The organism is Streptosporangium nondiastaticum, from assembly GCF_003011965.1.
Taxonomy (GTDB): Bacteria; Actinomycetota; Actinomycetes; order Streptomycetales; family Streptomycetaceae; genus Streptomyces; species Streptomyces nondiastaticus.
This window is the reverse complement of record NZ_PXWG01000141.1, coordinates 1-18,024: the sequence shown is the minus strand read 5'-3', so window position 1 is coordinate 18,024 and position 18,024 is coordinate 1. Positions and strand designations below refer to the sequence as shown.

General features: G+C 75.7%; 14 protein-coding genes. 2 read left to right on the top strand and 12 right to left on the bottom strand.

The genetic code is table 11. The features are described from left to right. Nucleotides 1–134: 134 nt before the first annotated feature. The 6 genes from B7P34_RS30200 to B7P34_RS30175 all read right to left on the bottom strand — a co-directional run bounded on the left by B7P34_RS30200 (nt 135) and on the right by B7P34_RS30175 (nt 6,655). On the bottom strand, nt 135–833 hold the full coding sequence (locus tag B7P34_RS30200) for a hypothetical protein (RefSeq protein WP_106681370.1): 699 nt from the start codon (nt 831–833) through the stop codon (nt 135–137). An 11-nt stretch (nt 834–844) separates the two neighbouring features. Further along, complete coding sequence (locus B7P34_RS30195) at nt 845–1,810, bottom strand: respiratory chain complex I subunit 1 family protein (RefSeq protein ID WP_223268383.1); 966 nt, start codon at nt 1,808–1,810, stop codon at nt 845–847. 25 nt (nt 1,811–1,835) lie between these two features. Further along, entirely contained in the window at nt 1,836–3,869 is a 2,034-nt protein-coding gene (locus tag B7P34_RS30190; RefSeq protein WP_106681369.1) for a proton-conducting transporter transmembrane domain-containing protein, read from the bottom strand. Nucleotides 3,870–3,996: 127 nt separating this feature from the next. After that, nucleotides 3,997–4,479, bottom strand: coding sequence for an NADH-quinone oxidoreductase subunit B family protein (locus tag B7P34_RS30185; protein WP_106681368.1), 483 nt, complete (start codon nt 4,477–4,479; stop codon nt 3,997–3,999). 458 nt (nt 4,480–4,937) lie between these two features. Next, nucleotides 4,938–5,771, bottom strand: a complete 834-nt coding sequence (locus B7P34_RS30180) for an ATP-grasp domain-containing protein (RefSeq protein ID WP_106681367.1) — start codon at nt 5,769–5,771, stop codon at nt 4,938–4,940. Further along, complete coding sequence (locus tag B7P34_RS30175) at nt 5,768–6,655, bottom strand: ATP-grasp domain-containing protein (RefSeq protein WP_106681366.1); 888 nt, start codon at nt 6,653–6,655, stop codon at nt 5,768–5,770. Before B7P34_RS30175 ends, B7P34_RS30180 begins: the two co-directional genes overlap by 4 nt. A gap of 424 nt (nt 6,656–7,079) precedes the next feature. On the opposite strand from B7P34_RS30175, the gene B7P34_RS30170 reads away from it, so the two are divergent. After that, on the top strand, nt 7,080–9,605 hold the full coding sequence (locus B7P34_RS30170) for a SpoIIE family protein phosphatase (protein ID WP_223268382.1): 2,526 nt from the start codon (nt 7,080–7,082) through the stop codon (nt 9,603–9,605). Nucleotides 9,606–9,635: 30 nt separating this feature from the next. Here the strand turns inward: B7P34_RS30170 and B7P34_RS30165 are convergent, their stop codons facing one another. From B7P34_RS30165 to B7P34_RS30150, 4 genes are all read right to left on the bottom strand, one after another. Beyond that, nucleotides 9,636–10,352: a DUF4142 domain-containing protein gene (locus tag B7P34_RS30165; RefSeq protein WP_146166969.1), complete on the bottom strand. Its 717-nt coding sequence runs from the start codon at nt 10,350–10,352 to the stop codon at nt 9,636–9,638. Nucleotides 10,353–10,472: 120 nt separating this feature from the next. Next, on the bottom strand, nt 10,473–12,038 hold the full coding sequence (locus B7P34_RS30160) for an alpha/beta hydrolase (RefSeq protein ID WP_106681364.1): 1,566 nt from the start codon (nt 12,036–12,038) through the stop codon (nt 10,473–10,475). 22 nt (nt 12,039–12,060) lie between these two features. Next, complete coding sequence (locus tag B7P34_RS30155) at nt 12,061–13,524, bottom strand: MFS transporter (RefSeq protein ID WP_106681363.1); 1,464 nt, start codon at nt 13,522–13,524, stop codon at nt 12,061–12,063. A 24-nt stretch (nt 13,525–13,548) separates the two neighbouring features. Continuing rightward, on the bottom strand, nt 13,549–14,244 hold the full coding sequence (locus B7P34_RS30150) for a TetR/AcrR family transcriptional regulator (RefSeq protein ID WP_106681362.1): 696 nt from the start codon (nt 14,242–14,244) through the stop codon (nt 13,549–13,551). Between the two features lie 48 nt (nt 14,245–14,292). On the opposite strand from B7P34_RS30150, the gene B7P34_RS30145 reads away from it, so the two are divergent. Beyond that, nucleotides 14,293–15,870 carry an FAD-dependent oxidoreductase gene (locus B7P34_RS30145; RefSeq protein ID WP_106681361.1) on the top strand — a complete coding sequence of 526 codons (1,578 nt, stop codon included), beginning with the start codon at nt 14,293–14,295 and terminating at the stop codon, nt 15,868–15,870. Nucleotides 15,871–16,055: 185 nt separating this feature from the next. On the opposite strand, the gene B7P34_RS30140 is transcribed toward B7P34_RS30145, so the two are convergent. Both B7P34_RS30140 and B7P34_RS37770 read right to left on the bottom strand, forming a co-directional pair. Further along, nucleotides 16,056–17,366, bottom strand: a complete 1,311-nt coding sequence (locus B7P34_RS30140; RefSeq protein WP_223268381.1) for a sensor histidine kinase — start codon at nt 17,364–17,366, stop codon at nt 16,056–16,058. Further along, nucleotides 17,363–18,024, bottom strand: a 662-nt coding sequence (locus B7P34_RS37770; protein WP_106681360.1) for a hypothetical protein, incomplete at its 5' end; no start/stop codon positions are given. The genes B7P34_RS37770 and B7P34_RS30140, both read right to left, overlap by 4 nt.

The following is an 18,024-nucleotide window of genomic DNA, read 5'->3' as shown; positions in this document are numbered from 1 at the left end:
CGTGCGGTGCGCGAGGGCGGCGGCCCCGGCGCGTGCCTTCGCGTCGCGCAGGCCGGACGCGGCGTACGCGGCGGACGTGGCGAGCGGCACCACGATGGGCGCGGTCAGCAGCAGTGCGGTGGTGGCGTGCGTCATCAGTCGCGTAGCTCCCGCAGGTCGTCGATGCCGGTGCCGCCGAAGGCGGCCCGCATCCGGGTGGTGAGGATCTGCAGGACGAGAACGGCGAGGAGGACGTCGAAGGACACGCCGAGTTCGACGATCAGGGGGACTCCGGAGGCGGCGAGGAAGGCGGTGACGGTGATGCCGTTGTCCAGCAGCAGGAAGCCGACCACCTGGGCCAGCGCGCGGCGCCGGGTGACCAGGGTGAAGAAGCCGATGAGGACCACGGCGAGCCCCACAGGCAGGGCGCGCGTCGCCGGCGTGGGGTGCAGCTCGACCAGCGGCCGGGACACGGCGTAGGCGAGGAGGGTGAGGAGGGCCGCGCTCAGCAGGGACGCGGCGACGTTGACGAGGGGCCGCGTCTCGCGGCTCTCGCTGACGTCCTCCTGATAGTGGGGATGGGAGCGGTGCGGCGTGCCGGCGGTCAGGGCGCGCAGCATGAGGCGCGGCAGGGCGCCGGCCCGCAGCAGGCCGATGCCGGCGGCGACGGCGAGCAGGCCGAGGCGGTCCTCGTGCAGGCCGAGGAGGGCGGCGACGGCGGCCAGGGCGACGCCCTGGAGGGCGAACACCTGGACGATCGAGGACAGTTGCCGCAGCCACAGGACGACGACGGCCGCGAGCAGGAACGCGCCGCACGCCAGGTCGAGCAGCTGGGTGTAGACGCTGTCGGTCATGTGTCCCTCACTCACTCTCCCGTGAGGAAGTAGGAGGCGGTCACCGCGAGGAGTGCCAGCAGGAAGGAACCGGCCAGCAGCTCGGGAACGCGGAAGAGCCGCAGTTTGGCCCAGAACACCTCGGCCGCGGCCAGCGCCGCGCCGAGCAGGGCGACCTTCAGCGCGAGCAGGACGAGGGCGAGGACGAGGGCCGCCGGGGAGGCGGTCGTGGCGATGCCCCAGGGGGCGGACAGCGAGGCGAGCAGGCCCAGCAGGACGGTCAGCCGCATCTGGGAGCCGAGTTCGACCAGGGCGAGGTCGGGTCCGGCGTACTCCAGCACCATCGCCTCGTGGACCATCGTCAGTTCCAGGTGGGTGGCCGGGTTGTCCACCGGCAGCCGGCCGGTCTCGGCGAGGACGGCGACGGCCAGGGCGGCGGTGGACAGCAGCCCCGCCGGGGAGGCGAGGCGGACCGGGTCGTGGATGCCGCCGGAGACGATGGCCGACAGGTTCGTCGACCCCGCCGGTATCGACAGGGCGAACACCGCGAGGAGGATCGTCGGTTCGACGAGCGCGGCCACGGTCATCTCGCGGGAGGCGCCCATGCCGCCGAAGGCGGTGCCGGTGTCCAGACCGGCCAGGGCCAGGGCGACGGTGCCGAGCGCGAGCAGCGCCACGACGAGGATGAGGTCGGCGCTGCCGCTGACGGGCGTGGCCGTCGAGGCCAGCGGGACGAGCGCCGCGACGACGGCCGTGGTGGCGACCAGCACCAGCGGCCCGAGCCGGAAGGCCGAGCCGGTGCCGGCCGGGGTGACGGCCTCCTTGCGCAGCAGCTTGCGCAGGTCGCGCCAGGGCTGGGTGACGCCCGGCCCGACCCGGCCCTCCAGCAGCGCCCGTACCTGCCGCATCAGTCCGGCGAGCAGGGGTGCACCGGCGGCGACCAGGGCGACCTGGAGGGTCACCGCGGCCGTGCCGGTGGCGGTCATGGTGCCGTTCACGGCGTCTCCTCGTGCGCGGTGGCGCTCACCAGCCGACCGCCAGGGCCAGCAGGAGAGCGACGAGACCGAAGAACCCGTAGCCGAGGTAGCGGTGCACGCTGCCGGGGGCCAGCCGGCGGGCGGCCCGGCCGAGGGACTCGACGGCGGCCAGGACGGGCCGGTAGAGGCGGTGCTCGATCCGGTCGGGGACGCTGCGCCGGAAGCGCACGCGCTCGACGAGGTAGGCGGAGTCGCGCACCGGGGTGACGTCGACGTCCTGTTCGGTTTCCAGGACGTCGTCGAAGACGCGCTGCAGCGGCTCGGCGAAGGAGGTCGCCGTGTACGACATGCGCGGCGTGGGGGCGCCGCCGCCGCAGTCCCACAGCCGTGCGTTCGTGCGGCGCCCGCGGCGCGTGGTCAGGCGGATGAGGCCCGACGCGGCGACGATGCCCGCGAGCAGGGCCGCCGTCACCCACAACGGGGAGAGCGAGGCGGCGACCTGATCCAGCTTCAGCTCCAGGCCGCCGCCCGCCAGGGGGCGGGCGCCGTGGAGCCCGGCCGCGGCGACCGCTCGCGACAGGCCGTTGCCCAGGGTGCCCGGCACGAGCGCGAGGGCCGTGCAGCCGATGGCCAGCAGGCCCATGCCGACGTGCATCAGCGGCGGGCTCTCCTCCGCCGACGCCGCCCGCGCGCTGCGGGGCCGGGCGAAGAAGCCTACGCCGAGGGCCTTGACGAACACGGCCGCCGCGAGCCCCGCCGACAGGGCGATGACGGCGACCGCGAGCGGCAGCACGATCGCCGTGGACACCCCGGGCACGGTCATGCCGTGGATCAGGGACTGCAGCAGCAGCCACTCGCTGAGGAAGCCGTTGCCCGGCGGCAGGGCGACCGCGGCCAGCGACGACACCGCGAAGAAGCCCGCCGTGGCCGGCATCCGCGCGCGCAGCCCGCCCATGCGGTCCAGGTCGCGCACGCCCGTCGCGCGCACCACCGAGCCGGCCGCGCAGAACAGCAGGGCCTTGAAGACGGCGTGGTTGGTGACGTGCAGCAGCGCCGCGGCCAGGGCGAGGGCCGCGGGCACGGGGTAGCCGGAGGAGGCGAACAGGCCCGCCGCGCCGACGCCGATGAGGACCAGGCCCAGGTTCTCCGACGTCGAGTACGCCAGCAGGCGCTTGATGTCCGACGCCATGGCCGCCTGCAGGATGCCGTAGACGGCGGACAGCGCGCCCGTCGCCAGGACGAGCAGCCACCCCCAGCGGGGGCCGCCGCCCAGCAGTTCGAAGTTCACGCGGATGATCCCGTACGCGCCCAGGTTCACCATCGCGGCGCTCATCAGCGCCGAGACGTTGCTCGGCGCCTCGGGGTGAGCCCGCGGCAGCCACGGGTGCAGCGGCACCATGCCGGCCTTCGACGCGAACGCCGCCGCGACGAGCACGAAGACCGCGCCCCGCGCGCCCGGGGACATGCCGCTCGCCCCGGCGCGCAGCTGCGCGAAGGTCTCGCCGCCCGCGCCCGCCGCGAACAGGGCGAGGCCCGCCAGCAGGAGGACGAGCCCGAAGTGCGTCATCACCGCGTACCAGACGCCGGCCTCGCGGACGGTGGCGCGCTCGCGCTGGTCCGCCAGGACGAGGACGAGCGACGTGACCGCCATCCCCTCCCACAGCAGCAGGAACGACGACACGGAGGCGGCCGCCGGGACCAGCACCAGCGTCAGGGCGAAGACCGGCAGGGCCGACTGGACGCCGCGCGAGGCCGGGCCGCGCGGGCCGCGGCCCGACGCGTAGCCGATGCCGTAGACGGCGACCGCGAGGACCACTGCGCCGGCGACGGCCATGAACAGCCCCGACAGGGCGTCGACGGCCAGGCGCAGGCCTGCCAGCGGCAGCAGGCCGGGCAGGTACGCGGACCAGCGCGTGCCGCCGAGGGCCGCGACCCCGCCCGCGAGGCCCGCGCCGCCCAGCCCGGCCGTGCACAGGCCCACGGCGACGACCCGGGTCCGGCCCGGCAGGAGCATGCCCGCCAGCACTCCCGCGCCGGCGAGGCCCGCGGCCACGACCGTCGCGGACTCGGCCGAGCTCATGCGGCCTGCCCTGCGGGGGTACGGGGCCGGGTGCGCGCACTGGCGCGCGTCCGGGTGCCTATCGACCGGCTCCCGGGCGCGGGTCTCCCGGCCCCCGCCGCCGGCTCCCGGAACGTTCCGAACGGGCTCACCGGCCGGTCACGACGCGCAGCGCCGCCACGATCCGCTCCGGCTCCGGCGGGCAGCCCGGCACCTGCAGGTCGACGGGGACCACGTCGCCGGCCGCGCCCTCCACGCCGTGGCCGCCGGCGAACTCCCCGCAGCCGATCGCGCAGTCGCCCACGGCGACCACCAGGCGGGGGCGGGGCATCGCGGCGACGGTGCGGCGCAGCGGCTCGGCCATGTTGCGGGTGACGGCGCCCGTCACGAGGGCCACGTCGGCGTGGCGGGGCGAGGCCACCAGGCGGGCCCCGTAGCGCTCGGCGTCGTACACCGGTCCGAAGGCCGCCGCGATCTCGATCTCGCAGCCGTTGCAGGAGCCGGCGTCGATGCAGCGCACGTGGGCCGAGCCGGCCAGTTCCGCGGCGCCGGGCGGCGGGTCCCCGGCCGGGCGGGGCGGGGCGTCCTCGGCCACCCGGCCGGTCTCACGGATCTTGCGGAGCAGGCTCATGCGGGTTCCCTCACCTCGGCGTCGGCGTCCCTCACGAAGGTGTGGCGGCCGTCTCCCGCCGTCACAGCGCGGATTCGCGCCGAGAGACGGCCGCCGGTCGGAAGGGCCGCGACGGCCCGCGCGGACGGCGGTCGGTAGCCCGGTCTCCGGCGCCGCGCGGATTCCGCCGGCGCGGTCCGGGCCCGCCGGCGCTCCGGGTGGGATCGTCGTACGGCCTTCGGCAGCCCCGTTTGCATGAGGACTGATCTGGCCGGGTCAACGGCTGCGGGGGCCAAGGGTCACGGGCGGCCGGGCCCGGGCCCGCGGGCTGTGACGGGAAGGACAACTGGGACGGATGAGTCGAATCCCCTTGTCCCGTACGTCCGCAGTTTCGCGCCGCCGGACACCACGCCAGTGGTTGCCCGCCGTCGCGGCGGGACACCGCAGCTCGCCCGCCGGCAGCAGGGCGCGCCCCGGAGTCAGCTCACCGTCTGCGCCGGCACTGTCGCGCGGGGGCGGTGCGTGCCCTCCGCCGTGCTCAGCGTCAAAGTCGCCAGCGCCTCCGGGGCTCCGGACTGGCCTCGGATGCCCGGGAACGCGTTGACGTCCACGATGAGCGGCGTTCCGCCGACGTCGAGGAGGTCGACGCCGTACACGTCCAGGGCGAAGGCCTCGCCGGCGCGCCGGACGACGTCGAGCCAGCCCGCCGGCAGCCGGTCGGTGGGCAGGGACTCGGTGCCCGTACCGGCGGGGGGCGCGAGTTCGGAGCGGCGGAGGCCGGCGAAGACGTGGTCGCCGACGACCCACAGCTTGTGGTCCCAGCCGTCGTTGGGGGTGAAGCGCTGCACCACGACGGGCTCGTCGCCCCACTCGGCCGCGAGCACGGCGAGCCGTACGGGGTCGTCGACGCGGGCCACCAGGTCGTCGCGGCGGCTGTGCCGGCTCTTGATCACGACGGGGTAGGACAGGTCGCCGCGGGCGGCCAGGCCCGCGAGGGAGGGCTCGGTGGCGGTGGCGACGAAGGGGAGGCCGGCCCGCAGGGCGACGTCGGCCATGGCGGTCCGGTCCTGGCACTGCGCGGTCGAGCCGGCCGAGTTCAGCACGGGCGCGCCGCGCTCTTCGAGGCGGCGGGCGAAGGCGAGGGCCCGCGGGGTGCGGGTCTTGAGGAGGTAGACGTCGGCGAGGTCGCCGGCCGCGGGGTCGGGGGCGGTCGAGGGGTCCAGCGCGACCACGTCGTGGCGGGGCGTCAGCAGCGCCGTGGCGGCGGCGAGCAGCGGGTGGCCGGGGGACGGCGTGAGCAGGCCTATCCTCATGCGTCGCCGCCCGGGGCGCCGCCGAGGGGCACGGCGGAGGCGCCCGCCGCGGGCAGGGGCCGTTCGCCTCCCGCGTCGGCGAGCCGCAGGATCGCCCAGGCCACGCGGGCGACGGCGTCGGGGACCTGACGGAAGCTGGGGAAGTCGTTGACGTCGACGACGACGGGGCCGTCGGGTCCGAGGACGACGTCCACGCCGTACAGGTCGAGGCCGAAGACCTCGCCGACGCGGGCGGCGATGGCGGCCACCTCCGCGCCGAGCGGCACCTGCCGTTCGACGGCGGGCTGGTCGGGGTGGAGGGGAGAGCAGCGCTCGGTGGCGTAGAGCCGGCCGTCGACGCAGTACACCTTGAGGTCGGTGCCGGAGTTGGGAACGTAGGGCTGGGCGATGAGCATGCCGCCGTGGGGCGTCTCGTCGCGGGAGGCCGGGTCCGTGAGCCGGTCCGGGGAGGGCACGAGGCGCACGGCGCGCCCGGAGCTGCCGTCGGCGGGCTTGACCACGAGCGGGTAGGCGGCCTCGGGGACTTCCGCGAAGTCCTCGATGCGCTGGGCGGCGTAGGTGACGGGGACGGGCAGGCCGTGGCGCTCGGCGGTCACGGCGGCGAGCACCTTGTCGCGCACGCCGCGGATGGCGCGGGCGTCGTTGATGGTGGTGAGGCCGGCGCCGGCCGCGGCTTCCAGCAGGGTGAGGCCGGGTCCGCCGGAGACGGTCTTGAGGACCCAGGCGTCGTGGCGGCCGGCCGCCACCGCGTCGGAGAGCTTGAGGAGCGAGCCGCCGGGCCTGAGCACGTCCACCCGGTGACCCCAGGACCTGAGTTGGCGGATGACGTCCACCGGCATGCCGTCGTGCCGGTACTGCTCCTCCACCAGGAAGCAGAGTCTCATTGGTGCATCCTCGTAATCCCCGGACATCCGCCGATCCCGTCCGGCAGAACTCATGACGGCTCAGGATGTCATGCGGGCAGGGCAGGGCATGACCAGGCCTGTCTCAATTCCGTAGCAGCTCGGCCGCCGCCCGACCGTTTTTCTCCGGATACGACCGACTGATACCCCATCGGCTACGGGCCGACCCCCGTAGAACGACGGACGGGGACGGCTGCAGCAGGGCTACGTCACCCCAGGACTTCATTGGCCGATACACCGGCTTCGCCGCGGCCGGAACCCTCCCGGGAACCCCCGGGAACTGCACCATTTCCAGCAGAGATGGATGCTTCAGTGCCGGTTCGGGCGGGAAAGATAGCTACAGCCTGAATTATGCGGGCGGCGGGCGTACCTGCCGCGCGCCGCCCGCCGAACGGGATGACCGCCGATGCACGCGAACGCCGATCGCCACTCCCCCACCGCGACGGTCCCGATGGCCGCCGTCGACGCGGAAGGGACCGTCACCCTGTGGAGCCCCGCGGCCCGGCACCTGCTCGGCCACGCGCCCGGGGAGGTCATCGGGCGTCCCGCCGCCGAGCTCCTCGGCGCGCCGCTGCCCGGCCCGGCCCTGCGGGCGCTCACCCGCTCGGCCCCCTGGAGCGGCGTGCTCACGGCCCGCCACCGCGACGGCGGCGCGGTGCGGGTGACCGTACGGGCACATCCCTGTCCGGAGGGCGACGGCCGCGTGCAGTGGGTGCTCCTCGGGGCGGCACCGGAGGAGGAGGCCGCCGCCGGCCCGCACGCCGAGCCCGACGCCGTGCTCGCGGACGCGGCGCTCAAGGACGCGGCGCTCAAGGAGTGGGCGTACGTGCAGTCCCCCGTCGCCACCGCCGTCTACGACCGCGACCTGCGGCTGACCGGCGCCAACGGCGAGATGCTGCGCCTGTCCGGCCGCCCCGAGGAGGCCATGCTGGGCCTGCAGCTCACCGAGATCTTCCAGGGCGCCCCCTTCGACGAGTTCGGCCGGCTCATGGCGGAGGTGCTGCGCACCGGGGAGGCGCTGCGCACGGACACCTTCTTCCGGGCGCCCGGGCAGTCCCGGGAGCGCGCCTGGGCGACGTTCTTCACCCCGCTCAAGGACGGCGACGGCCGCGTCCAGGGCGTGTCGATAGCGGCCATCGACCGCACCGAGCCGCACCGCGCCCGCGAGCGGCTGGCCCTGGTCAACGATGCGGGCGCCCGCATCGGGACCACCCTGGACGTCGGGCGCACCGCCGAGGAGCTCGCCGGCGTCACCGCCGGCGGCTTCGCCGACTTCGTCTCCGTCGACCTGCTCGACTCCGTCCTGCACAGCGGCGACCCGGCCGGTGCGGCCCCCGGCGGCGGGCAGCCGGACGGGGCCGTCCTGCGGCGGGCCGCCGCCGGGGGTCACGACGGCCTCTCCGCGGGCCCGGCGGGCATGTTCTCGTACGCACCGCAGTCCCCGCCCGCCCGGGCCCTCGCCTCCGGCCGCGCCTCGGTGCACCGCGCGGACGCCCCGGCGATCGCCGCGTGGTCGCTCGCCACCGGTGGCGCCCCTTCCGGCGGGGAGGTCGCCGGCGGCGCTCAGGCCCACCGCGACACCCCGGCCGGCCCGGAGCGCTCCGGCGAGCCGGGCCCCGGCGGAGCGCACTCCGTGCTCGTCGTCCCCCTCCGCGCCCGCGGCACCACGCTCGGCGTCGCCCTGTTCGTCCGGCACCCGGGCACCGAACCGTTCGACGCCGACGACCTGCTGCTCGCCGAGGAGATCACGGCCCGCGCGGGCGTGTGCGTCGACAACGCCCGCCGGTACGCGGCGGAGCGCTCGGTCGCCCTGACGCTCCAGCGCAGCCTGCTGCCGGGACGGCTGCCCGAGCAGACGGCGGTGGAGGTCACCTCGCGCTATCTGCCCGCGGGCGCCCAGGCGGGCGTCGGCGGGGACTGGTTCGACGTCATCCCGCTGTCCGGCGCCCGGGTGGCGCTCGTCGTCGGCGACGTCGTGGGCCACGGGCTGCAGGCGTCGGCGGTCATGGGCCGGCTGCGGGCGGCCGTGCGCACCCTCGCCGACCTCGACCTGCCGCCCGACGAACTCCTCACCCACCTCGACGACCTGGTGGTCCAGCTGGCCCAGGACGAGGCGGCGGAGGGGGCGCCGGGCACCGTCCGGGAGACGGGCGCGACCTGCCTGTACGTCGTCTACGACCCGGTGTCGCGCTCCTGCGTCCTCGCCCGGGCGGGCCACCCGGCGCCGGTGCTCGTGACGCCCGGCGGCGCGGCGCGCTTCCTCGACATCCCGGGCGGGCCGCCGCTGGGCCTGGGCGGGCTGCCCTTCGAGTCCGCCGAGCTGCGGCTGCCGGAAGGCAGCCTCCTCGCGCTGTACACCGACGGGCTGGTCGAGGGCCACGACCACGACATCGGCGCGGGCCTGGACGGGCTGCGCACGGCGCTGTCGGGGCCGGCCGCGCCCCTGGAGCAGACCTGCGACGCCGTCCTGGACGCCCTCCTGCCGCGCAGGCCCGAGCGGCCCACGGACGACATCGCCCTGCTCCTGGCCCGCACGCGGGCGCTGGACGCCTCGCAGGTGCGCAGCTGGGACCTGCCGGCCGAGCGGTCGACCGTCGCCGACGCGCGGAAGTACGCGTCGGAGCAGCTCGCGGCCTGGGGGCTGGAGGAGCTGGGGTTCACCACCGAACTGGTCGTCAGCGAGCTCGTCACCAACGCCGTCCGGCACGCCTACGCGCCCATCCGGCTGCGGCTCATCCGCGAGCGGTCCTCCCTGATCTGCGAGGTGTCGGACGCGAGCAGCACGTCGCCGCGCATGCGCCGGGCCCGGGTGACGGACGAGGGCGGCCGGGGCCTGCTGCTGGTGGCGCAGCTGACGGAGCGGTGGGGGACGCGGTTCACCGCGGACGGCAAGACGATCTGGGCCGCGCAGCCGCTGGCCGCGGCCGGCTGAGCGCCGGGGCGGCCCGCGGCCGGCGGACCGTCAGCGTTCCTTCTGACAGACCTGCACTTTCGCCAGGTGGCCGGCGATGACGGGTCTCGCCATGCGGGCCGCCTCGCGCACCTCGGCGTTCTTCCCCTTGGCGATCTCGTCGTCGAGGAGTTCGAGGGCCTGGGCGTGCCCGGCCTCCGCGGCTTTGAGCCAGAGCGTGTCGTACTCCCGTTTGTGCGCCTTCCTGCGCATGTCCCGCAGTGACTTGCGGTGCTCGGCCGTCTCCTTGCGGGGCAGGGTCACGTTCAGGCGGCGGGCCAGGTCCCTGATCTCCTTGTCCATCATCGTGTGGTCCTTGACGAGGGTCCCGGCCGTCGTCCTGACGCACGGCATGACGGCGTTCTTCGCGGCGTCCCTGCTCATGGCGATCTCCGCCAGGCCCGCCTCGTGGGCCGTCTTCAGGAACGCGCCGTCGGTCTCCGCCCTGCCCTCCGTCTTCTTCGCGGGCCGCATCCCCGGCTTCTTCGCCGGCTTCTCCCCGCCCGTGTGGCCGGCCTTCTCGCCCGTGTGGCCGGCCTTCTCGCCCGTGTGGCCGGCCTTCTCGCCCGTGTAGTCGGCCTTCTCGCCCGTGTAGTCGGCCTTCTCGCCCGCGTACCCGGTCTTCTCGCCGTTCTCCTCGCCCTTGTCGCAGGCGAGCGCTGCGCTCGCCGGTGCCGTCGCCAGGACGAGGGCTGCCGCTGCGGCCGTGAACCGGTGTCCCATACGCATCCTGCACACTCCATTCGTTCGGTGACCCCTACGGGCTGATGCCTGCCCGGGTGCCGGGCGTGCCGCATCAGCCCGGCCGTCACTCCCCCTCCAATGGAGCACCGGAAATCTGTCGGTGCGTCAGGTGCAGCGGGTCCGGTCGGCCGGCAGCCTCCCGTCCAGGAGGAAGGCGTCGACCTTCTCGTTGACGCAGTCGGCGTCGGACGAGCCGTAGACGCCGTGCCCGCCGCCCGTGTCCGTCATGGTGACCGCCGACGGGCCGAGGGCCCTGGCCATGCGGCGCAGCCACGCCACCGGGGTGGCGGGGTCGAACTCGGGGGTGTGCAGGAGGATCTTCGGGGCGCGGGGGGCGGCGACGTCGTGGGCGCCGTCGTCCCCGGCCTGCGGCCATCCGGTGCACGCGGCCATGCCGGCGGCCAGGGCGGGGCCGAAGACGGGGGACGCCTCGACGAAGTCGTCGTAGGCGGCCGCGACCTGGTCGGCGGTGTAACGGCTCCTGGTGTCGGCGCAGTTGACGGCCGCCGTCACGGAAGGGGCGCCGGCGCGGTCGCCGGCGTCCTTGCCCCCGGCGCGGGCGACGGCTTCCCGGGCCATGTGCGCGGCCTCCCCGGGCCGCAGCCGGTGGACGATGGCCGCGAGGAGGTTGGGGGCCTCGGGGAGGCCCTCGCGGGACCGCAGGAGGCCCATGGTCTGCGTGACGGCGGCGTCCCGGTCGAGGGTGGTGCCGTTCACCCACGGCAGCGGGTGCTCGTCGAGGCGGTTGAAGGCCGCGGTGACGGTCTCCATGGCGCGGTCGGTGTCGGAGCCGAGGATGCAGTCCTCGTCGCCGCGCCGGGTGCAGATCTCCACCGCGTGGCGCAGGGCCTTCTGGTAGGAGGCGGTGCGGGCGAGGGCGTTCCTGCGCAGGTCGGGCGCAGGGTCGTCGACGCTGTCCAGGACCATGCGGCCGACCTTGTGCGGGTAGCGGTGGGCGTAGGCGGCGCCGAGCCGGGTGCCCTGCGCGTAGCCGAGGTAGTTCAGCCTGTCCTCGCCGAGGGCGGCGCGCAGCACGTCCAGGTCCTTGGCGGCGTGGACGGTGCCGAGGTACGGGAGGACGGGTCCGGTGCGCTCGGCGCAGTCGCGCAGGGCCCTGGCCCGATCGTCGATGCGGTCGGCGAGTTCGGCGGCGCCGTCCGCGTCGTCGTCCCGGCCGCGGGCGTCCGGGAGGCCGTCGCCGGTGCCGCAGCGGGCCGGGGAGCTGGCGCCGGCGCCGCGCGGGTCGAAGGTGACGAGGTCGTAGCGGGCGGCGGCCTTGCCGAAGCCGTCCGGGCCGCGGGCGCCGAGCTGCCCGAGCCCGGACGCGCCCTGCCCGCCGAAGCCGACGACGAGGGAGCCGAGGCGGTGGTCCCGGTCCGCGGCGCGGTAGCGCATGAGCGCGAGCCGCAGCTCGCCCTTGCCGGGGGCGTCGTAGCTGTGGGGGACGGTGAGGCGGGCGCACTCGGCCGTGCGGCCGGCGTTGCGCGTCTCGTCCCTGACCGTCCTGTCCTGCTCCCGGGAGCAAGGCTCCCAGGAGATCTCCTGGTCGTAATAGCGGGTCAGATCCGGCCGGCCTGCCGCTTCGTCACGGCTCGCGCAGCCGGTGAGACCGCATGCCAGCAGGGTGGCCGCGAGGGGGAGGGAGAGGGAGGGTGCGAGTACGGACCTCATGCCGCGGACGGTACTTGTCCCGCTAGCGTCCGGCGCCTCGTGCGGGTCGTCCGGGTGATGTGCGGCCCCGGTCACGGCGTGTCGGCGGGCCGAGCGCCGCGGCGACGGCCACGAGGAGCGCGACGCCCAGCAGGACGGCGACGGCCCGGTGCGGTCCGGCCGCCCCGGAGAGGTGGAGGGCGAGGGTGACCAGGGCGATGCCGAGGGCGGTCCCGAGGCCGCGGACCATGTTGACCAGCCCGCCTCCGGTGCCGGAGGCGGAGGCCGGCACCGCCCCCATGACCAGGGCGTTGTTGGCGGGCGTGAAGGTGCCGAGGCCCAGGCCGAGGAGCGCGAGGAGCGGCACCAGCGGCACGGCGGTCAGCGGCAGGGCGAGCATCGCGGCCAGGGCGGCGGCCGCGACGGCCGCGCCCAGCAGGCACCGGGCCCGGTCGCCGAGCGCCCCGGGCAGGACGCGGTCCGCGCAGGTCGCCGCCAGTGCGAAGCCGGCCGGAAGGGCCGTCAGGACCAGTCCGGCGTGCAGCTCGGAGGAGCCGGCGCCGGTCAGGACGACCGGGACGAGCACGAGCGGGCCGAAGAGGACGAGGTAGGCGCCGAGCGCCCCGGCGAGGCCGGTGGCAACGGCTCGGCGCCGCAGCAGTGCCGGGTCGACCAGCGGGTGGGCGGCCCGCCGCTCGCGCAGTGCGAAGCCCAGGGCGGCCGCGGCGGCGAGGGCGAACAGGGCGGCGACGGCCCAGACGGGCACGGACAGGCCGGACAGCATGGACAGGCCGAGCAGCAGCGAGGTGGTCGCGACCGCCAGGAGCACCGGGCCGAGCCGGTCGGCACCGGCCGCGGGGCTGCGCGTACGGGTGCGGGGCAGCAGGTACTGGCCGGCGACGAGGGCGACGACGCCGACGGGCACGTTGACCGCGAAGACCCAGCGCCAGCCGAGCCCGGCCACGAGGGCGCCGCCGACGGTCGGGCCGAGGGCGAGTCCGAGGGCCTGCGCCGCGGCCTGCACGCCGAGGGCGGCGCGCATCCTGCCGCGCGGGGCGCTGGTGGTCACCAGGGCCACGCTGTTGGCCTGCATCATCGCGGCGCCGGCCGCCTGCAGCACGCGGAACGCGACGAGGACCGCGAGGGACGGTGCGAGGGCGCAGGCGGCGGAGGCGAGGGTGAAGACCAGGAACCCGTAGAGGTAGAACAGCTTGCGGCCGTGGGCGTCCGCGAGCCGGCCCACCGGCACCAGCAGGGCGACGAGCGTGAGCAGGTAGGCCAGTGAGACCCACTCGACGGCCGCCAGCGAGGCGTGGAACTCGCTGCGCAGCCCGCCGTACGCGAGGGTGACGATGCTCGCGTCGAGCTGGCCCATGAAGGCTCCGAAGCACACCGTGGCCACGGCGAGCCGCCACCCCCCGGAGCGGGTCCGTATGCGCTCCGGGCGGGGCCGTTCCTCGACGAGGGCCGCGGTCCACGGCCGGTGGCGGCGGGGGTGCGGTGGCATGCGGCTGAGGCTACACCGGGCGCGTCAGGGGGTCCCGGGCGCGAGGTCCGGGCCGCAGAGCGCCCGCAGCGCCGCCTCCAGGGCGTCGAACGTGGTGCCGATGAGCGCGCGGTGGCCGAGGGCGGCGTCGTCGGCGCGCTCGCCCGCGAGCAGCCGGGACATGGTGGTGGCACAAACGGTGCGGTAAGCGGTGACGGTGAGGGCCGCGGTCAGCCGGGGCACCGGGTCGCCGGGGCGGGCTCCGGTCGTCTCGGCGACGGCCTGCGCGAGAGCGCCCTCCAGCTCTTCGATGCCCTCGCGGACGCGGGCGCGCAGGGCGGGCGAGTCCAGGATGACGCGCCAGAACGCCGGGAAGGTGTCCCCCAGGCCGCCGAGGGGGTGGCGTGCCTCGGCGAGTTCGAGGAAGAGGCGGCGGACGGGTGCGGCGGCGGTCTCGCCGGGGCGCCGTTCGCGCACGGCCGTGCTGAAGAGGGCGAGCGCTTCGGGGATCCGGTCGAGGTAGAGGTCCTCCTTGCGCGCGAAGTGGTTGAAGACCGTCATCGCCGAGACCCCGGCGGCTTCGGCGACCTCCGCGACGGTCACCTTGTCGAAGCCGCGGGCGGCGAAGAGCCGGGTGGCCACGTCGGAGATCCGCTGCCGGGTCTGCCGCTTCTTCCGTTCGCGCAGGGAGAGTCCGTCGTCGGAGGCGGGGCCGGGCGCCGGAGCCGGGTGGGAATCCATGAAGAAAACTATACCTGGCACAAAGTTTTAGTGACTATAGTCAGCGTCATGGACACGGACTACGACGTTGTTGTGGCAGGAGCAGGACCGGTCGGGCTGACGCTCGCGTGCGAGCTGCGGCTGGCGGGGGTGGACGTCCTCGTCGTCGAACGGCTGACCGAGATCGACACGACCATCAAGGCGGGGGCCATCAACACGCCCTCGGCGGAGGCCTTCTACCGGCGCGGCCTGCTGCCCGCCCTGGCCGCGATCCAGCAGGAGAACCTCGACCGCATCAGCAGCTTCATGGCGCAGCAGCAGGGCGGGGGCGGCTCGGTGAAGATGCCGCCCAAGTTCGCCGGGCACTTCGCCGGCATCCCCCTGGACGGCGCCCTGCTGGACACCGGCGACCCCGACTTCGCGGGCGCCGGCCCGGCCGGGGACGTCGGCTTCATCCCCCAGGAGCCCCTCGAGCGCCTGCTCGGCGCGCGGGCCGCGGAGCTGGGCGTGGAGGTGCGCCGCGGCGTGGAGCTGACGGGCTTCGACGCGGACGACGAGGGCGTCACCGTGCGCGTGGGCGGCACCGCGGTCCGGGCGGGCTGGCTGGTGGGTTGCGACGGCGGCCGCAGCACGGTCCGCAAGCTCGGCGGCTTCGCCTTCCCCGGCACCGACCCGTCCATCACGGGGCATCAGGCGATGGTGACGCTGGAGGGCGCCGAGGCGCTCGGCAAGGGCTGGAACCGGACGCCCACGGGCACCTACGCGCACGGGCCGTTCCCCGGGCGCATCCTCACCGTCGAGTTCGACGGGCCGCCCGCCGACCGCGACGCCCCCATCACCGCCGAGGAGCTGCAGGCCGCCCTGCGCCACGTCTCCGGCACCGACGTCACCATCACCGCCGTGCACACCGCCACCCGCTTCACCGACAACGCCCGCCAGGCCGCCGGCTACCGGTCCGGGCGGGTGCTGCTGGCCGGGGACGCCGCGCACGTGCACTCGCCGTTCGGCGGCCAGGGGCTGAACCTCGGTGTCGGCGACGCGATGAACCTCGGCTGGAAGCTCGCCGCCACCGTCCGCGGCTGGGCGCCCGAGGGCCTGCTGGACACCTACACCGCCGAGCGGCACCCCATCGGCGCGTGGGTGCTGGAGTGGACCCGGGCCCAGGTCGCGCTGATGCGGCCCGAGTCCCACGCGATGGCGCTGCGCGAGGTGGTCGCGGAGTACGCGAACACCGTCGCGGGCACGACGTTCTTCACCAAGAAGATCTCCGGCGTGTGGCAGCGCTACGACGCCATGGCCTCCCCCGGCGACCACCCGCTCGTCGGCGGCAGCGCCCCCGACCTCGAGCTCGCCGGCGCCGGCAGGCTCGCCGACCACCTCCACGACGGCCGCGCCCTCCTCCTGGACCTCGCGGACGCGCCCGCGATACGGGCCGCCGCCGAGGGGTACGGCGACCGGTTGTCGGTGGTGACCGCCACGGCGCCCGAGCGCCCGGAGCTGGCGGGGCTGCTGGTCCGCCCGGACGGCTTCACGGCGTGGGCCGCGGACGCGGCTTCCCTGCCGGACGCGACCCGCGCGCTCGGCGGCGCGCTGTCCCGCTGGTTCGGCACGCCGGCCGCGGTCCCCGCGGGTGCTGGAGCGGCGTGAGCCACGGATCTCCGGAGTCCGCCGGACCCCCGCCGTCGTGGTGATGCACCGTCGCGGCGGGAGGCACGGTGCGCCGGCAGGTCGCCGGGGCGCCGGCGCCCCGGCTCGGGCCGCCTGTGGGGCTCAGCACGCCGCGGGTGGTCTCCGGCCGGCCACCGGAGGCCCGTCGCGGCCGGGCCGCTCGTCTACTCCGGCTCCTCCGCCCGCGCCGCGCACTCGTCGTACTCGGGCAGCGCCAGGGTGGTCAGGGCGCCGCCGCCGGGGGCGTTGGCGAACGTGAGCTCCGCGTGGATGGTGCGGGCCTGGCCGATGGCGATGGTCAGGCCCAGGCCGTGCCCCTTGCCGCCGGTGCGCGTCGGCTCGGTGCGGAAGCGCTGCGGGCCGTGTTCGAGGAGGTAGGCGGGGTAGCCCTCGCCGTGGTCGCGGATGGAGACGACCGGGCCGTCGACGGTGACGACGACGGGCGGGCGGCCGTGCCGGTGGGCGTTGGCGAGCAGGTTGCTCAGCACCCGCTCCAGGCGGCGCCGGTCGGTCTCCACGCAGGCGTCCCGCACGACGTGGACCTCGGCCTCCAGACCGGAGGCGCGGACGGCGCGCTCGGCGAGCTGCCCGAGGAAGTGCGCGTCCAGGTCGGCCTTCTCCGTCAGCGAGTCGAGCCGGGAGATCTCCAGCAGGTCCTCGGTGAGGCGGCGCAGGGTCTGCACCCGGTCGCGCACGAGCTCGGTGGGGCGGCCCGGCGGCAGCAGGTCCGCGGCCGCCTGCAGGCCGGCGAGCGGGGTGCGCAGCTCGTGGGCGACGTCGGCGGTGAAGCGCTGCTCGCTCTGCAGCCGGGCCTGCAGGGTGCCCGCCATGGCGTCGAGCGCCGCCGCGACGGCGGCGACCTCGTCCTGCTCCCGGGCGGGGCGCGTGGTGCGCGGGTCGGCGACGCGGGCGTCGAGGTCGCCCGCGCTGATGCGGCGCGCCACGTCGGCGGTGCGGTGCAGCCGGCGGGTGACCCGCGAGACGGCGAAGACGCCGATGAGCAGGGTGCCGCCGATGGCCAGCGTGGCGGAGCCGGCGATGGCCCGGTCGAGGCCGTCGATGGTGTCCTTGCTGTGCCGGTAGTCGAAGCGGGCGGTGATGACGCCGGCGTCGGCGGGCCCGGCGGCCCACATCGTGGGCGTGCCGTCGTGGTCGCCGAGGGCGGTGCCGCGCTCGCCGCGCAGCGCCATCTCCCGGAGCCGCCGCGGGAGGTCGGACGGGTTCAGGGCCGCGGGGTGGTGCATCGGGTCGCCGGCCGCGTAGGCCTTGGTGGCGGAGTCGAGCCGCGCGAGGGCCTCGGACCGGGCCTGGTGGACGGTCTGGCGGGTGACGATGACGTGCACGAGGACGCCGAGCACGGTCGCGACGACGCAGCACACGACGGCGAGGAAGAGCGTGAACTTCCCGTAGAGCGAGCCGAGGCGGGAGAGCCTGCGGAGCCGGGCGCGCAGGCTCCGCGGCCGGGCGGCGGTCACGAGCGCCCCTCGCCGTCGCGCTGCGTGCCGGAGGAGGCGGGGTTCTCGGCGCGGCGGATCTCGTAGCGCCGGAAGTCCATGTAGTGGGTCTGGGCGTTCCAGGTGTAGACCGAGCGCAGGGCGTAGTGCGGGGTCGTCCAGGGCTCCCAGACGATGAGGTCGCGGCCGGCCACCTCGATCGACGAGGGCTGGGCGATGGTCGACAGGACGCGCGTGGGCTCGCCGTTGACCAGGGTGTAGGCGCGCAGCGAGAGGAAGTGGTCCTCCATCTCGATGCCGACGACCAGGTCGTCGCGGCCGTCGCCGGTGAGGTCGCTGTAGACGGGCTTGCGCATGGGGCAGTTCCGCGCCTGCCGCGCGGCGGAGCACGACGAGGCCAGCTTGGCCGCGGTGGCGTCGTCGAGGGCGTCCGCCCCGGTGGCCTTGCGGTTGGCCGCAACCTCGGCTTTGACCAGGGCGTACGCGTCCAGCTTGTGGATGTCGCCGGAGGGGACGGGGGCGACGCCGGGGACCTTCTCGGCCGTCTCGCCGTCGTGCTGCGATCCGCTCGGCGAGGGCGCGGGCGTCGCCTGCGGCCAGAGTCTGGAGGGCGCCGAGGCGGGGGCCGTGCGTCCGGCGCCGACCGGCTCGCCCGCGCTCGCGCACGCCGTCACGCCGG

Bases quoted from the DNA above. Each gene is read 5' to 3' on its own strand.
- B7P34_RS30200 (WP_106681370.1), bottom strand. From the start codon at position 833: ATGACCGACAGCGTCTACACCCAGCTGCTCGACCTGGCGTGCGGCGCG.
- B7P34_RS30190 (WP_106681369.1), bottom strand. From the start codon at position 3,869: ATGAGCTCGGCCGAGTCCGCGACGGTCGTGGCCGCGGGCCTCGCCGGC.
- B7P34_RS30185 (WP_106681368.1), bottom strand. From the start codon at position 4,479: ATGAGCCTGCTCCGCAAGATCCGTGAGACCGGCCGGGTGGCCGAGGAC.
- B7P34_RS30180 (WP_106681367.1), bottom strand. From the start codon at position 5,771: ATGAGGATAGGCCTGCTCACGCCGTCCCCCGGCCACCCGCTGCTCGCC.
- B7P34_RS30175 (WP_106681366.1), bottom strand. From the start codon at position 6,655: ATGAGACTCTGCTTCCTGGTGGAGGAGCAGTACCGGCACGACGGCATG.
- B7P34_RS30170 (WP_223268382.1), top strand. From the start codon at position 7,080: ATGCACGCGAACGCCGATCGCCACTCCCCCACCGCGACGGTCCCGATG.
- B7P34_RS30165 (WP_146166969.1), bottom strand. From the start codon at position 10,352: ATGCGTATGGGACACCGGTTCACGGCCGCAGCGGCAGCCCTCGTCCTG.
- B7P34_RS30160 (WP_106681364.1), bottom strand. From the start codon at position 12,038: ATGAGGTCCGTACTCGCACCCTCCCTCTCCCTCCCCCTCGCGGCCACC.
- B7P34_RS30155 (WP_106681363.1), bottom strand. From the start codon at position 13,524: ATGCCACCGCACCCCCGCCGCCACCGGCCGTGGACCGCGGCCCTCGTC.
- B7P34_RS30150 (WP_106681362.1), bottom strand. From the start codon at position 14,244: ATGGATTCCCACCCGGCTCCGGCGCCCGGCCCCGCCTCCGACGACGGA.
- B7P34_RS30145 (WP_106681361.1), top strand. From the start codon at position 14,293: ATGGACACGGACTACGACGTTGTTGTGGCAGGAGCAGGACCGGTCGGG.